The sequence below is a fragment of the Grimontia sedimenti genome (genome assembly GCF_011045095.1).
Lineage (GTDB): Bacteria > Pseudomonadota > Gammaproteobacteria > Enterobacterales > Vibrionaceae > Enterovibrio > Enterovibrio sedimenti.
In genome coordinates this window covers 14,871-29,182 of record NZ_JAALDL010000013.1, presented here as the reverse complement: position 1 = coordinate 29,182, position 14,312 = coordinate 14,871, and the positions used below count along the sequence as shown (strand labels likewise).

The 14,312-nt window shown below is 52.9% G+C and carries 16 protein-coding genes; 4 read left to right on the top strand and 12 right to left on the bottom strand.

Annotated elements, in window-relative coordinates:
• The first annotated feature begins 38 nt into the window (after positions 1–38).
• Entirely contained in the window at positions 39–2,378 is a 2,340-nt protein-coding gene (locus G5S52_RS16325) for a Tex family protein (protein ID WP_046307921.1), read from the top strand.
• A gap of 225 nt (positions 2,379–2,603) precedes the next feature.
• Here G5S52_RS16325 and G5S52_RS16320 read toward each other — a convergent pair whose 3' ends face one another.
• The 3 genes from G5S52_RS16320 to bioH form a co-directional block, all read right to left on the bottom strand.
• Entirely contained in the window at positions 2,604–3,077 is a 474-nt protein-coding gene (locus tag G5S52_RS16320; RefSeq protein ID WP_002535372.1) for a hypothetical protein, read from the bottom strand.
• A gap of 97 nt (positions 3,078–3,174) precedes the next feature.
• Positions 3,175–3,507 (bottom strand): hypothetical protein, encoded by a 333-nt coding sequence (locus G5S52_RS16315; RefSeq protein ID WP_002535374.1) that lies wholly within the window; start codon positions 3,505–3,507, stop codon positions 3,175–3,177.
• Between the two features lie 98 nt (positions 3,508–3,605).
• Entirely contained in the window at positions 3,606–4,388 is a 783-nt protein-coding gene (gene bioH, locus G5S52_RS16310) for a pimeloyl-ACP methyl ester esterase BioH (protein WP_046303542.1), read from the bottom strand.
• A 40-nt stretch (positions 4,389–4,428) separates the two neighbouring features.
• On the opposite strand from bioH, the gene G5S52_RS16305 reads away from it, so the two are divergent.
• Together G5S52_RS16305 and nfuA are read left to right on the top strand one after the other, a co-directional pair.
• Complete coding sequence (locus tag G5S52_RS16305; RefSeq protein WP_235956334.1) at positions 4,429–5,109, top strand: ComFC family protein; 681 nt, start codon at positions 4,429–4,431, stop codon at positions 5,107–5,109.
• Positions 5,110–5,210: 101 nt separating this feature from the next.
• Positions 5,211–5,795, top strand: a complete 585-nt coding sequence (nfuA, locus tag G5S52_RS16300) for a Fe-S biogenesis protein NfuA (RefSeq protein WP_002535379.1) — start codon at positions 5,211–5,213, stop codon at positions 5,793–5,795.
• A 49-nt stretch (positions 5,796–5,844) separates the two neighbouring features.
• Here the strand turns inward: nfuA and dinF are convergent, their stop codons facing one another.
• From dinF to G5S52_RS16270, 6 genes are read right to left on the bottom strand one after another with little or no spacing between them, the layout of a single operon-like run.
• A complete protein-coding gene (dinF, locus tag G5S52_RS16295; protein WP_165015940.1) occupies positions 5,845–7,182 on the bottom strand; it encodes an MATE family efflux transporter DinF in 1,338 nt (445 codons plus the stop codon).
• Positions 7,183–7,232: 50 nt separating this feature from the next.
• On the bottom strand, positions 7,233–7,751 hold the full coding sequence (locus tag G5S52_RS16290) for a GNAT family N-acetyltransferase (RefSeq protein ID WP_165015935.1): 519 nt from the start codon (positions 7,749–7,751) through the stop codon (positions 7,233–7,235).
• A 29-nt stretch (positions 7,752–7,780) separates the two neighbouring features.
• A complete protein-coding gene (gene cyoE, locus G5S52_RS16285; protein ID WP_165015932.1) occupies positions 7,781–8,698 on the bottom strand; it encodes a heme o synthase in 918 nt (305 codons plus the stop codon).
• Positions 8,691–9,749 (bottom strand): COX15/CtaA family protein, encoded by a 1,059-nt coding sequence (locus G5S52_RS16280; protein ID WP_165015929.1) that lies wholly within the window; start codon positions 9,747–9,749, stop codon positions 8,691–8,693. Before G5S52_RS16280 ends, cyoE begins: the two co-directional genes overlap by 8 nt.
• Before the next feature lie 11 nt (positions 9,750–9,760).
• Positions 9,761–10,288 (bottom strand): redox-active disulfide-containing membrane protein, encoded by a 528-nt coding sequence (locus G5S52_RS16275; RefSeq protein WP_062666878.1) that lies wholly within the window; start codon positions 10,286–10,288, stop codon positions 9,761–9,763.
• A complete protein-coding gene (locus G5S52_RS16270) occupies positions 10,285–11,007 on the bottom strand; it encodes an SURF1 family protein (protein WP_205743943.1) in 723 nt (240 codons plus the stop codon). Before G5S52_RS16270 ends, G5S52_RS16275 begins: the two co-directional genes overlap by 4 nt.
• Positions 11,008–11,038: 31 nt before the next feature.
• Here G5S52_RS16270 and G5S52_RS16265 point away from each other — a divergent pair, with 31 nt between their 5' ends.
• On the top strand, positions 11,039–11,245 hold the full coding sequence (locus G5S52_RS16265; RefSeq protein ID WP_002535390.1) for a DUF2909 domain-containing protein: 207 nt from the start codon (positions 11,039–11,041) through the stop codon (positions 11,243–11,245).
• A gap of 9 nt (positions 11,246–11,254) precedes the next feature.
• On the opposite strand, the gene G5S52_RS16260 is transcribed toward G5S52_RS16265, so the two are convergent.
• The 3 genes from G5S52_RS16260 to ctaD are packed head-to-tail and all read right to left on the bottom strand — an operon-like array spanning position 11,255 to position 14,309.
• Positions 11,255–12,142 (bottom strand): cytochrome c oxidase subunit 3, encoded by an 888-nt coding sequence (locus G5S52_RS16260; protein WP_062666875.1) that lies wholly within the window; start codon positions 12,140–12,142, stop codon positions 11,255–11,257.
• Positions 12,143–12,158: 16 nt separating this feature from the next.
• Positions 12,159–12,707, bottom strand: a complete 549-nt coding sequence (locus G5S52_RS16255; protein ID WP_002535392.1) for a cytochrome c oxidase assembly protein — start codon at positions 12,705–12,707, stop codon at positions 12,159–12,161.
• Positions 12,708–12,716: 9 nt separating this feature from the next.
• A complete protein-coding gene (gene ctaD / locus G5S52_RS16250) occupies positions 12,717–14,309 on the bottom strand; it encodes a cytochrome c oxidase subunit I (protein ID WP_165015925.1) in 1,593 nt (530 codons plus the stop codon).
• Positions 14,310–14,312: the final 3 nt, after the last annotated feature.

Here is a 14,312-nt window from a genome sequence, read left to right as displayed (position 1 = left end):
GGTGACGCTGCGGCGTGACAATGAATCTAAGGAACACCATGACAACTTCAATCTACCAACAGATCGCGACAGAACTGAATGTCCGCGATGCTCAGGTTATTGCTGCAGTAAACCTGCTGGATGACGGCAATACCGTCCCCTTTATTGCCCGTTACCGTAAGGAAGTGACCAACGGCCTCGACGACACCCAGTTGCGTAACCTTGAATCCCGTTTGGGCTACCTGCGCGAGTTGGAAGAGCGCCGCCAGGTGATCCTGAAATCGATTGATGAACAAGGCAAACTGTCTGATGCACTGAAAAAAGACATTCTGGATGCTGACAGTAAAAACCGTCTTGAAGATTTGTACCTGCCATATAAACCCAAGCGCCGCACCAAAGGTCAAATCGCGATTGAAGCCGGCATCGAACCACTGGCGACTCTGCTTTGGGAACAGCCGGACCACGAACCAGAAACCGAAGCGGCGAAATACTTAAACGCTGACGCAGGCTTTGCTGATACCAAAGCGGTACTCGACGGTGCCCGTGCGATTTTGATGGAGCAATTTGCCGAAGATGCCGCGCTGCTGGACAAAATCCGCCGTCATCTGAACCAAAGCGCGGAAATTCAAGCCCGCGTGGTCGCAGGCAAAGAGGAAGAAGGCGCGAAGTTTAAAGACTACTTTGCCCATGATGAATTGCTCAGCAAGGTGCCTTCGCACCGCGCGCTCGCCATGTTCCGCGGCCGCAATGAAGGGATTTTGCAACTGTCACTGAATGCCGATCCGGGTCAGGATGAAAAATCCACTGGCTCATATTGTGAAACCATCATCAGTGACCACTATGGCGTGACCATTGGCGCTGCAGCCGCTGACCGCTGGCGTAAGCAGGTCGTGAGCTTCGCATGGCGTATCAAGATCTTGATGCACATGGAAACCGAGCTGATGGGCAACCTACGCGAGATGGCAGAAACTGACGCTATCAAAGTCTTCGCCGATAACCTGAAAGACTTGCTGATGGCCGCACCTGCGGGCCCTCGTTGCACCTTGGGTATCGACCCTGGCCTTCGCACCGGTTGTAAAGTCGCGGTGATCGACAACACCGGTAAGCTTTTGGATACCGCCACCATCTATCCAACGCCGCCACAAAACAAAATTGCAGAATCTGCACGCGTGGTGATGGCACTGGTGAAAAAGCACAATGTGGATTTAATTGCGATTGGTAACGGCACAGCTTCCCGTGAAACCGACGCCTTTGTGGCTGGCATGCTGAAAGATGCGGGTGAGAAAATCCAAACCGTGATGGTCAGTGAAGCAGGTGCGTCGGTCTACTCCGCCTCTGAGCTTGCCGCGACAGAGTTCCCGGGCCTTGATGTGTCACTTCGTGGTGCGGTTTCTATCGCCCGTCGTCTGCAAGACCCACTCGCTGAGCTGGTGAAAATCGATCCAAAATCTATCGGTGTAGGTCAATACCAGCATGATGTTAGCCAAAGCCAGCTTGCCAAGCGTCTGGACGCCGTCGTGGAAGACTGTGTAAACGCCGTCGGTGTGGACGTAAACAGTGCCTCTGCAGCGCTACTGACCCGCGTCGCTGGCCTATCTACCACCATGGCAGCCAACATTGTGGCCTTCCGTGACGAAAATGGCCGCTTTGAAGATCGCAAAACCCTGCTCAAAGTGCCGCGTCTTGGTCCGAAAGCCTTTGAACAGTGTGCGGGCTTCCTTCGTGTCATGAAGGGTAAAAACCCACTGGATGGCTCTTCCGTTCACCCAGAGGCCTACCCTGTCGTGAAACGTATTGCCGAGAAATCCGGTAAAGGCGTTGATGCCATGATTGGCAACCATGACTTCCTGCGTGCGCTGAAAGCAGCAGACTACGCTGACGATACCTTTGGTATCCCGACCGTGACCGACATCCTGGCAGAACTGGCAAAACCTGGCCGCGACCCACGCCCAGAGTTTAAGACCGCCACCTTTGCCGATGGCGTCAATGAAGTGAAAGATCTGATCCCGGGTATGGTGTTGGAAGGCGTGATCACCAACGTCACTAACTTCGGCGCTTTTGTTGATGTCGGCGTACATCAGGACGGTCTGGTACATATCTCTGCGCTGTCAGATAAGTTCATTTCTGACCCACGTGAAGTCGTCAAAGCCGGCGATGTGGTGAAAGTGAAGGTGATGGAAGTCGATCTGCAGCGTAAGCGTATTGGCCTATCGATGCGCCTGAGTGATGAGCCGGGTTCAGATAACAAACCTGCCCGCGAATCCCGCCCTCGCCATCAGGAACGCAGCTTTAGCGGCAATAACCGCAATGACAACAACCGCCGTGATAACCGTGGCGGTCAGCAGTCGGGTTTCGGTGGCGCATTTGCCGATGCCTTTGCCAAAGCGAAGCGTAACTGATCGCTGAGAAACCAAAAACAGCGCCAAGAGGCGCTGTTTTTGTATCTGCTTGCTAGGGGCTGTTGACCTTTGGTGGTTATATTCTGTTCTAGCCATAAGCGTTTTAGGCGCGGCGAGGTGTGTGCCGCCTAGTCATTCTAAGCAAATACACCTCAACAAAGCATAAAATCCCCACAAACTGCTGCAAAAACAATCACCAAAGGTCAACAGCCCCTAGGCTTACCGTCAAATGACGATCAGCACTTCTGATGGGATATTCGCGGCTGACGATTGCTGATAGCGCATGGCAACGACCGCACCAGTGCGTTGAGAAGCTTTAAGCTCGTCGATTTTATCCAAGATCTCTTTCGGCAGCTTAATGCGCATGGCATAGCCGTTTTCGTTCTGCGGCACATACGAACCGCTGGAAAGCATGTTGGTGAGCTGACTTAGGGTTTCATGTGCAGCGAAACCACCACCATTGAACTGCCTTGGGTTTTGTTCCAGATCGGCGTAATCGGGGTGTTCAGAAGGATCCCAAGATGGGTTCTTGAGTTGTTTCTCTTCGGCGAGTACTGGTTTCTCTTCGGCAGTGGCATTTGCCTGACTGGGCGGGACAATTTTTTCGCGCACGCGATTTTCCCGCGCAACTTGCTCCGTTGGCGGGTTCACTGACGGTACGACAGCAGGGATGCTGACGTTAGCGGGCGAAATGTTCATGCCAATGTTGTCTCCCAACACCGACCGAAGGCGCGTCGCCTGCGAGCATAGGCGGGGCAATCCCCGCGAATGCGCGTGCTATATCTCTATAGCGAAACTAGACCAATATTGCGATCAGTCCGCCAATGGTACCCAGTGCAGAAAGCACCTGACCGGCGGAATACGCAGCATCGTCGTTGCTTTTCACTTCTTCAGGGTGGTCCATGCCAAGCGCCCCATAGGTGAAAGACTCAACTTTAGACGAAGTGTTCGTGCCTTCGGCTTCCGTTGCTTTGTTAACAGTCTTACCGTCCGACACTTCCTTCGCGACCTGCTCGTAAGACTGCTTGGCACCCTCTGCCGCCTGCGCTTCATTGCCCTTTGCCGCCTGATTTGGCTGCATTGGCTTAGCGTAAGCGTGCTGAGAATACCCAACGTTACCTATATTCATTATGGTCTCTCCTGATGCCATAGCAAGTAACTTGATTAAAGTATCGGCGGCTTCAGATTAAAATTTAGCCCCAATTCACTTAATTTCGCTACTTTCCATTAACAGGACGGCAAACATTGGCCACAAAAAGCCAGAAGCTCTTGTGAAAAATGGTCGGGATCAGAAATGAACGGTGCGTGCGACGCTTTGGCAAAGATTTGCCGCTGCGAACGCGGTGCCAGAACATCCAACTCTTGCGCCACTTTGACAGGCACAAGGCCGTCCAGCCGACCGTACATTCTGAGCCAAGGCATTGAAATATCATGCAAGTGAGGCCGTAAATCAGCGTCAGCAAGAATACCAAGGCCGGCGCTAAGCGCCTCTGGCTGAGGAGACGGGTGAGAGAGGACCGCCTGTTTCAACCACTTAATATCTTGCCGTGCTGTCGGGCTTCCCATTGCCTGAAGCGCCATGAAACGTTCAACCGTCGTCTGAAAGTCTTCAGCCAATTGTTTCGTAAACGCCTGCAATACCTCGGGTTTTATCCCTCGCCATCCATGTTCTGCAGCAAATCTTGGAGAGCTGGCAATCGTGACTAGACCTTTCACACGTTCCGGTGCGAGCAGTGCAGCCTGAGTGGCAACCATTCCCCCCAAAGACCAACCGGCCCAAACAGATTCCTGCGGTGAATTATCAAGCAAGCACTGTGCCATTTCCTCTAAGGAAAAGGCATCGGTCGGTTGACTGAAGCCATAGCCCGGAAGGTCAACACAATGAACGCGGTAATGCGGGGTGAGAGCAGGCAGGATGTTTTGCCATACGGCGCTGTTCATCCCCCAGCCATGAATGAGAATCAGATCGGAACCCTGGCCTTCCGTGTGCCAGTACAGAGAAGTCGTCATTTACACTGCCTAAATTCGTTTATCAACAAGCATGTCCTTGATGTTAAGCACTATCTTACGTGCCTTGCCGCTGCGTTGTCAGCTTTGCCACCACAGGTTGGAGCAGCGTGTTTATCCCTGGTGTCATACCTGTCACGCCAGCTTGCCCCGTCAGCCACGCTGCCTGCATTGCGGCTTGCCCACCCCTTACGTGATTGAAAGCTGCGGCAGATGTTTGAAAAAGCCGCCGCCGTGGGACAGTTTGGTTTGTGTCGGTGCCTATTCCTTTCCTTATGACAAGCTGCTTCACCGCTTCAAGTATCAAGGACATTACTGGCTTGCCCCTGCTCTCGCTAAACTGCTCGCGACAGAGATTGAATCACCTGCGCCTCTCCTTCTTCCCGTGCCCATGCATTGGAAACGCAGGCTTTGGCGCGGATTTAACCATAGCAGTGTGCTGGCCGCAGAGCTCGCGAGACAACTGAAGGTTCAATCTGAGCCCAATGTCTTAAAACGCATTCGTGCCACTCGCCAACAGCAGGGATTAGACCGACAATCCCGTCTTTCAAACTTAAAGCAGGCATTTTCTATCGAAGGAAAACTGCCGCCACACATCGCCTTGGTCGATGATGTTGTCACCACGGGTGCAACTGTCGCCCAGCTTTGCCGCTTGCTCCGGCAGCATGGCGTGGAACGTATTGATGTGTATTGTCTTTGTCGCACACCACCAGAAGCCACTTAATTGAAAAGTGAGGGAAAAGTAACCTCGAAGCTTGAGGGGTGATAGCGGACAAAAACAAGCGTACAATGTAAACAAATACTGGATAAATCAGGTAAGAAGCCGTGTCACAAATTATTATTTCAGAAAGTGCACAGAGCCATTTCGGTAAACTGCTTGAGCAGCAGCCGGAAGGGACAAACATCCGCGTATTCGTGGTTAACCCTGGCACGCAAAACGCAGAGTGCGGCGTTTCTTACTGCCCTCAGGATGCAGTGGAAGCGACTGATACCGAACTCAAATTCGAAGGTTTTTCTGCCTACGTAGATGAACTGAGCCTTCCGTTTCTGGAAGATGCTGAGATTGATTTCGTCACTGACAAAATGGGCTCACAGCTGACGCTGAAAGCACCTAACGCGAAAATGCGTAAAGTGTCTGACGATGCGCCACTGATGGAGCGCGTTGAGTACGTGATCCAGACTCAGGTTAACCCACAGCTGGCAGGCCACGGTGGTCACATCAATCTGATTGAAATCACCGAAGACAAAGTGGCAGTGATTCAATTCGGCGGCGGCTGTAATGGCTGTTCAATGGTTGACGTCACCCTGAAGGACGGTATCGAGAAGCAACTGCTGGAAGAATTCAGCGGCGAGCTTAACGGCGTTCGTGACGTCACTGAGCACGCACACGGTGATCACTCTTACTACTAAGAGCGATTATCTGAGAAGAAAGGCGCCCAATGGCGCCTTTTTTGTCTGGTTAGTTTGCCGCTAGGAAGGTGTCTCTGCGCCACTGGTGGATGAAAAGTACCCCCAGCGTTAATCCACGCAACGCCATAAAGCCGAGCATCGCCGCCCATAGCGCATGGTTGCCCCAGCCACTTAACAGCCACCAAATCACAAAGAAACCTGCCATCGCAACAAACATGGTGTTTCGCATTTCGCGTCCGCGCGTCGCACCGATAAACACACCATCAAGTAGAAAACACCACATGGCCACCAGCGGCATGGCAATGAGCCAAGGCAGATACACAAATGCCTGTTCACGCACAGCAGGAATATCAGAAATCACCCCGACGATCTGCTCGCCGAAGATCAGGAAAGCCGCGGTGATAAGCAGGGAGATTACCAAGCTCCAAAAGGTGGTTGCAGTGAGTGAATCCATCAGCTCGTTTCTGTTCCGGGCACCAATTGCTTTCCCTACCATGGCTTCCATCGCATAGGCAAAGCCGTCCATTGCGAAAGAGACCAGCATCAGGAAGTTCATCAAAACCGCATTGGCTGCCACCACATTGTCGCCCAGTGTCGCGCCCTGAAAGGTCATAAAGGTGAAGGCCAGCTGCAGGCAGAGGCTTCGAAGAAAGATGTCCCGGTTAAGCTTTAAAAGCCTTCCCATGCCCGCAGAAGCTTTTTTCCACTGCGCCAATGGTGCAGGCAACATCTCTTGCTTCCAGCGCTGCGCCACGAAATACAAGCCCAGTGCCATACCGCTGTAATCAGCAATCACACTCGCTGCCGCAGCGCCCTGCACTTTCCAGCCGAAACCCACAACAAACAGCACATCAAGCACGATGTTGATGACGTTGATAACAATCAGCAGCATCATCGGCTTTTTCGCGTTCTGGGCTCCCAATAGCCATCCCATGATCACAAGGTTGGTCAGCGCAGCAGGCGCACTCCAGATACGCACAGAGAAATACTGATCGGCATAGCGCTTCACTTCTGCGCTTGCATCACTGTAGGAAAACACCCAATCCGCAATCAATGGATGCACGGCGATAATCGCCAATGCCAATAACCAGGCAAGGGAGATACCCTGCAGGAACACATTCGCCAGCCCCGTCTTATCGTCAGCGCCATAAGCTTGTGCGGTAAGCCCAGTGGTAGCCATACGAAGAAAACCGAGTAGCCAGAAAGTCACCGCGATCATGGTGCTGCCGACCGCCACACCACCGAGATACCAGGCGTGGTCGAGGTGGCCAATCACGGCCGCATCCACCAGTCCCAACAAAGGCACGGTAATGTTGGAGAGCACCATAGGAAACGCGAGCGAGAATACGCGTATGTGGAGGGCTTTTTGTTGCAGCGCTGACAGCATAAATTGGCTCTGTGGTTATCGACAGATAGAGAGTAAGTGGCGGAAGTTTATCAGAATGTGCGGGTTAAAAAGACGGTACCCTTGAGGGCTTCGCCATCACGCACAAATCCGTTTTTCTCCAACACGCGGATAGAGGCCAGATTGTTCTCTTCGGCCCCACCGGAAAGCGTCGCGACCTTGCCGCTCTGCTGGCACCAGCTCACCAAGCCTTGCAGCATCTCGCTGGCCAATCCCTTTCCCTGCTGCTCCTCACTCACCACATAGCCCAACCGAAGATCGAGCAAACCATCTGTATTGGTTTCTGCATACAGCAAAATAAACCCCGCGAGAGATTGCGAATCACGCTCTGTCACAGCGAGGAAAGTGGATTCTGTTAAAGCCTGTTGAAGCCAAACCGCAGCGCTTTGGGCGTCGTTCACCGATTGGATATCCGGCGGTAAATGCTGCTTCACCGCTGGCGTCAATAGGGCTGCGAATTCCTTAGCGAGATTACCGGAGGTCTCTGAACCAGACGATAACGCCGCGACATCCAGCCGCGGCGTTGAGAATTGAAGATGGGAAAGCATCATCCCTGCTCACTGTTTGCTTGGGTGTGCAACTATCCTATCGCACGCCACGCATGATCGGCGAGCAAAGCCACAAACAAACCAAAGACATGCCAAATGGAGTATTTAAACGTCTGCCAAGCCAACCCTTTGCGGTCATGGAATTTCAACTGCCACGCGTACCAGGCAAAGCCGAGATTGAGCGCCAAACTACCGAAGAGGTAAATCAGTCCACTCATTCCTGCAAGCCAAGGCAATAAGCCCACCACCACCAAAAGCAGGGTGTAGAGTAAAATCATGGTCTTGGTGAATTCCACACCGTGGGTCACTGGCAACATGGGCACGCCTGCTTTGGCGTAATCTTTCTCACGGTGAATCGCGAGCGCCCAGAAATGCGGTGGGGTCCAGGTAAAAATCAGCATTACCAGCAAAAGCGCGTGTGGGTCGAGCGTCCCCGTTACCGCGACCCAACCGAGCAGCGGCGGCATCGCGCCGGCCAAACCACCAATCACGATGTTCTGAGGCGTCGCATGCTTCAGCCATACGGTGTAGACCACCGCATAGCCAATCAAACTGGCAAAAGTGAGCCATGCCACCAGCACATTCAATACCCAAAGGAGCGCAAAGCCAGCGACCATCAGCAAGCCACCAAAGGCCAGAGCCTGTGACGTACCTACCCGGCCTTTCGCAACGGGGCGGTGAATAGTGCGCTGCATCTGTCTATCAATACGCTGATCAATTACATGATTGAACACCGCAGCCGCAGCGGACTGCATACCAATCCCTAACAGGCCCAGAATCACGGCGTGGGCAGGAGGCAACGACGGTACCGCCAAACACATACCCACCATGGCAGTAAGCAATAGCATGGCCACCACTTTAGGCTTGGTCAGTTCCAGATAATCCCGCCATTGAGCGGTTTCAGTATTCGGGGCGCTGTTTGCCAGCGAAGGCGTGTTGAATTTAGCCATGGCTTAACCTCCCTGAGTCTCCCAAAGACGACTGCGCAACGGTCATAGAAACGGGCGCGAACACGCCAATCACCGTCCTGACAGTCACTAAAAGTAAAAGCAATCCGCAAACATTGTGTGCCACAGCAACAGACAGCGGCAGCAAGGCGACCACATTGGTGACACCAAGCGTTATCTGAATACCCAGCGCGCCTAAGAGTAGTAGCGATGCGCCAGCACCAAGCGGTTTTCTGACCGCAAACGCCAGCAGTAAAATGAGCGCCGTGACCACCATGGCACCGATTCGGTGGGTGGCGTGAATCGTGACGCGCTGATCGAAATTCAACACGCCATATTGGTAAGTCTCGTTTTTCGGGCTGATGGGATGAAACGCCGAGGCGTCGTATTTCTCTGCCCAGTCCACTTCACAGACAGGCAGTTGCGTACAAACAAGAGCCGCATAGTTAGCTGATGTCCAGCCACCGAGCGCAATTTGCATCACCACTGCCATAAGCGCCGCAACTGACAATGCCTTGAGCTTTCCGCCAACAGAGGCTTTTTGAAGGCCTACCTCGAGCTGTGTCGCCCCTTTAATACGTCGTCTTTCCAGCAAGGCCAACATGAATAGCAAAGTGACGGTGGTGAAACCACCGAGCAAATGCCCCATCACCACAATCGGCATCAGGTTCATGGTCACCGTCCACATACCCAACGCTGCCTGAAAGGTCACCACCGCCAGCAGCACGCTCGGCAGCATGCGGTTACGTTCAGGGCGACGCCACGCTAAAAAGGCAATGGCAGCAATCACTAACCCGAGCGTTCCCGCCACATAGCGATGGATCATTTCATTCCAGGCTTTTTGAATTTCAACAGGCGCGTGGGGGAAAGCTTCTGCGGCCTGGGCGATTTTCTCGGCCGATTGCGGTACGGTCAGGAAGCCATAACAACCGGGCCAGTCGGGACAACCCAACCCGGCCTCAGTGAGACGAGTGAAAGCGCCAAGCGCAACCACGACCAAAGCCAAAGCCAGTGCGCCGTAAATCAGTCCGAGATAGCGTTTGTCTTTTTCCATCTCGACCTCCCTTACCCGACTTTGGAGAGTTTCATGAGCTTACGAAGATCGGACAGCAGTCCTTTGCTTTGTGCCACCTGTGCTGATTTTTCCGCTGGCACCGGATAGGCAAGAATAAGGTTGTTTAGAGGGTCAACAAGATAAATCGCGTTTTCAGAGAAGGGCAGCGACGACATGGTTTGTTGTTGCGTTGCATCGATGTTTTGGCGGGTGACATTGGTGCCTTCTTCCACCGCCGAGCTTTCCGGTGTCAGCAGGATGCTGGCAACCCGTTCACGCTCACGTCCAACCGCCACCGGGATTTGGTTAAGTTGAAACAGCGCACTCTCACACTTCTCATCACAAGCATTGGGGTAGGAGTAGACCAAACGCCATTGCCCATTGTGTGACAGCCAGTCCGCCTTCACTTCTTCGGCGATGAGCTCGCCATTGTTGGTCACGCCTTTATTGTACCAGCCAAAATCCAGCACCAATTTGGCAGCCAGAACCGGCAGAACAAAAATCACGGTGACCAGTATCAGCGCTTTTTTCCCATTCATATGCGTCCTTTCCTCCACCAAAGCCCAAATCCAATCACTACCACCAGCGCCAATCCAAACCACTGCATGGCGTAGGCATAGTGCTTTTCCGGCTTCATCACGACAGGCTCCCAGATGGGTTTCGCACCTGTACTGAAGCTCTCTCCGTTGCTGTCGCTTATCACATCACCGCGGATAAGCCAGGGTTTGAGGGAAAGTCCGGAAGCTTGTTCCAGACCTTGAATTTCCACCGATTGCACCCGCTTGGGCCAACCGTTTTCTGTTTCCACTTGTGCCAGCACGACCCTGTCTGAGGGAAAATCGATGATGCCGGTCACTGAAAATTGTCCTTCTAGCGTTGGCAATGTCGGCAATGTATCCCTTGTTGCCGGCGCCGCTACCCAACCCAGCTCGACCAATATCCACTGATTGTCGCTTCTGAACGGTAGAAACCAGCGGTATCCCACGCGGCCTTCGAAGGTTTGGTTATCGAGTAGTACGCTCTTCGATGTATCAAACTGGCCAGTTAACTTGACCCGCGTCCCTTTCAATTCCAGTGGCAAAGACGCCAAGGCGGTCACTTCCTGCTGCGAACGCTCTGCCATTTGCGACAAAAGCACTTCTTTTTCTGCCCCGCGGGACATTTGCCACATCCCCAGCTTGACCAAGAGCACTGTCATCGCCAGAGTGAATACAAGAAAACCAATCCGTCTTATTTGCCGTATGTTGGAAGAAGACATCCGGTCACCTTTTTGACTCTCAGGAGGCAATATGCTGCTCAAAGGGATCCTCGTCTGCCTGTTGGTCTTTATCGTGTTTAATCTGTTCCGTGCTCTGCCGATTATGCTTAAGGGTCAATCCGACGTTCCCATGTCCCGCTTTTTAGGACGTCGCGTTTTGTTCTCTGTGCTTGTGTTTGTCATCTTACTGGTCGCTTTGGCGACCGGAGTGATTGAACCCAACAGCCGCCCTTATTAATTTGCGTCCCTACAAGATGTAGACGAACACGAACAGACACAGCCATACCACATCCACAAAGTGCCAATACCAAGCACCAGCCTGGAAGGCGAAGTGATGCTCAGGGGTCATATGTCCTTTCAGTACCCGCAACCAAATAATGAACAGAATGATCGAGCCAAGGAAAACATGCATACCGTGGAAACCGGTAAGCAGGAAGAAGGTGTTCCCGTAAATCCCTGAATCCAGCCTGAGGTTCAGCTCTTGATACGCGTGTACATATTCTTCCACCTGAAGCCCGAGGAAAATCCACCCCAGCAGCACGGTAACACCAAGAAACAGTTTCACGCGTTGGCGGTTGCCTTCTTCCATCGCTACATGTGCAAAGTGCAGCGTGACAGACGAAGCAAGCAGAATAATGGTGTTAATCAGCGGTAAACCCCAAGCTCCCATGGCTGTGGTTTCCGTGCCACCTGGCGTTTTCACCAAAGGCCAACCTGGAATAAAGTCAGGCCAGAGCACTGCTGCCGTCATGGCATTGTTGCTCGCTCCTCCCAGCCAAGGAACCGCAATGACTCGGGCGTAAAACAATGCACCAAAGAAGGCAGCAAAGAACATCACTTCCGAGAAGATGAACCAGCTCATGCCCTGGCGGAAAGAACGGTCCATTTGCGCTGAATACAAGCCGCCCATCGACTCATGAATCACATCACGGAACCAGCCGAACAGCATAAACATCAAAATGCCGGTGCCAATCAGCAGCATCCATGGGCCATTGCCACCGAACAATCCGGCGACTGTCGAACCAGCGCCCATTGCGATAAAGAACAAGGCAATAGCACCGACAATCGGCCACTTGCTCTGTGCAGGCACATAGTAGTTTTCGTACTGGGCATCGGTATTGGTATCTGTCGTCATGATGACCTCACTGCATTTACTGAGTCACAGGCTCAGTCTTTGCGCTAAACAGGGTATATGCCAGCGTCAGGGTGCTGATGTCTTCCGGCAGCTCCGGGTCGACATAAAACACCAGTGGAAGTTCTGCGTCTTTTCCTGCTTCAAGGGGCTGGCGGTTAAAGCAGAAACATTCAATTTTGTTCAGATATTGCGCGGCAAGACCCGGGGTAACCGAAGGCACCGCCTGTCCGACCGAGTTCACCAAGGTGTTGTTGGTGGCACGGTAAGCGATGGTGCGCGTCTCTCCCGGATGCACGGTGAGCTTTTTCACCTCTGGCACAAAATCCCAGCCAAGACCGGGATTAATGTAGGCAACAAACTCAACGGTGACAGTGCGGGAAAAATCCACCTGATTACTTTCCGTCGCCGCGACATCACTGGTTTTACCGTTAATGCCGGTGATGTCGCAGAACACGTCATAAAGTGGCACCAGTGCGAAGGCAAAGCCAAACATCAGCACAGCCAAGCCCGCCAGCTTTGCTGCTGAACGTCCTGTTTTTTGTGTCTGCTGTTCTTGCTCTGCCATATGCTATCCTCAATCGATTTTCGGTGGTGTTGAGAAGGTGTGATAAGGCGCAGGTGAAGGCACTGTCCATTCCAATCCTTCTGCACCTTCCCAAGGTTTCGCTGGCGCAGGCTCGCCGCCGCGAATACATTTCACCACCAGCACCAAGAAGATAAGCTGGGAGAAACCGAACAGGAAAGCACCGACACTGACAATCGCGTTGATATCAGCGAACTGCAGGGCGTAATCCGGAATACGACGTGGCATGCCAGCCAGCCCCAGGAAGTGCATTGGGAAGAACAGGATGTTGACCGAAATCAGTGAGCACCAGAAGTGCCAGTTGGCGAGCGTCTGGTTGTACATATGCCCGGTCCATTTTGGCAGCCAGTAATAAGCCGCTGCCATGATGGAGAAGATAGCCCCGGACACCAGAACATAGTGGAAGTGTGCCACCACGAAGTAGGTGTCATGGTATTGGAAGTCCACCGGTGTTATTGCCAGCATCAGGCCGGAGAAGCCCCCGATGGTGAATAACACAATAAAGGCGAGCGCAAACAACATGGGCGTCTCAAAGGTCAATGAGCCTCGCCACATGGTCGCCACCCAGTTAAACACTTTCACGCCGGTCGGCACCGATATCAACATGGTGCAATACATGAAAAAGAGTTCTGCAAACACCGGCATGCCTGTTGTGAACATGTGGTGCGCCCATACCACAAAGCTCAAGCCTGCAATGGATGCGGTCGCGTAAACCATGGACGCATAGCCAAACAGTGGTTTGCGGGCAAACGCTGGCACAATCGCAGAGATTATCCCGAAGCTCGGCAGGATCATGATGTACACCTCTGGGTGCCCGAAGAACCAGAAGATGTGCTGGAACATGACCGGATCGCCACCACCGGCGGCATCAAAGAATGACGTGCCGAAGTACTTATCGGTCAACACCATGGTGACTGCCCCGGCAAGCACTGGCATCACCGCAATCAACAGGAAGGCAGTGATAAACCAAGTCCAGACGAACAACGGCATCTTCATATAGGTCATGCCCGGTGCACGCAGGTTCATGATGGTCACTATCACGTTGATCGCGCCCATGATGGAGCTGATACCCATGATATGAACAGCAAACACGAACAGTGCGGTGCTGTCGGGGGAATAGGTGGTGGAGAGCGGTGCGTAGAAAGTCCAGCCAAAGTTTGGACCGCCTCCTTCCATAAACAGCGACATGATGAGCATCAGGAAGGCAAACGGCAGTATCCAGAAGCTCCAGTTATTCATGCGTGGCAGAGCCATATCCGGCGCGCCAATCATCATAGGCACCATCCAGTTAGCCAATCCTGTAAAGGCTGGCATGACCGCACCGAATACCATGATAAGACCATGAACCGTGGTCATCTGGTTAAAGAAGTTAGGATCAACCAATTGCAATCCCGGCTGGAACAACTCCGCCCGGATAACCAATGCCATCGCCCCGCCCAGCAAGAACATGCTGAAGCTGAAGATCAAATACATGGAGCCGATGTCTTTATGGTTGGTCGTTAACAGCCAACGCATCAACCCTCGGGGTTTATGATCATGGTCGTGGTCATCGTGACCGACCTGATCAGGCGTCATATCCGTCATTGC

Coding starts and splice junctions, on each gene's coding strand:
- G5S52_RS16265 (WP_002535390.1), top strand. CDS start 11,039: ATGCTGCTCAAAGGGATCCTCGTCTGCCTGTTGGTCTTTATCGTGTTT.
- G5S52_RS16290 (WP_165015935.1), bottom strand. CDS start 7,751: ATGATGCTTTCCCATCTTCAATTCTCAACGCCGCGGCTGGATGTCGCG.
- G5S52_RS16315 (WP_002535374.1), bottom strand. CDS start 3,507: ATGAATATAGGTAACGTTGGGTATTCTCAGCACGCTTACGCTAAGCCA.
- G5S52_RS16305 (WP_235956334.1), top strand. CDS start 4,429: ATGTTAAGCACTATCTTACGTGCCTTGCCGCTGCGTTGTCAGCTTTGC.
- G5S52_RS16270 (WP_205743943.1), bottom strand. CDS start 11,007: ATGTCTTCTTCCAACATACGGCAAATAAGACGGATTGGTTTTCTTGTA.
- G5S52_RS16260 (WP_062666875.1), bottom strand. CDS start 12,142: ATGACGACAGATACCAATACCGATGCCCAGTACGAAAACTACTATGTG.
- G5S52_RS16325 (WP_046307921.1), top strand. CDS start 39: ATGACAACTTCAATCTACCAACAGATCGCGACAGAACTGAATGTCCGC.
- ctaD (WP_165015925.1), bottom strand. CDS start 14,309: ATGACGGATATGACGCCTGATCAGGTCGGTCACGATGACCACGACCAT.
- cyoE (WP_165015932.1), bottom strand. CDS start 8,698: ATGGCTAAATTCAACACGCCTTCGCTGGCAAACAGCGCCCCGAATACT.
- G5S52_RS16255 (WP_002535392.1), bottom strand. CDS start 12,707: ATGGCAGAGCAAGAACAGCAGACACAAAAAACAGGACGTTCAGCAGCA.
- dinF (WP_165015940.1), bottom strand. CDS start 7,182: ATGCTGTCAGCGCTGCAACAAAAAGCCCTCCACATACGCGTATTCTCG.
- bioH (WP_046303542.1), bottom strand. CDS start 4,388: ATGACGACTTCTCTGTACTGGCACACGGAAGGCCAGGGTTCCGATCTG.
- G5S52_RS16275 (WP_062666878.1), bottom strand. CDS start 10,288: ATGAATGGGAAAAAAGCGCTGATACTGGTCACCGTGATTTTTGTTCTG.
- G5S52_RS16280 (WP_165015929.1), bottom strand. CDS start 9,749: ATGGAAAAAGACAAACGCTATCTCGGACTGATTTACGGCGCACTGGCT.
- G5S52_RS16320 (WP_002535372.1), bottom strand. CDS start 3,077: ATGAACATTTCGCCCGCTAACGTCAGCATCCCTGCTGTCGTACCGTCA.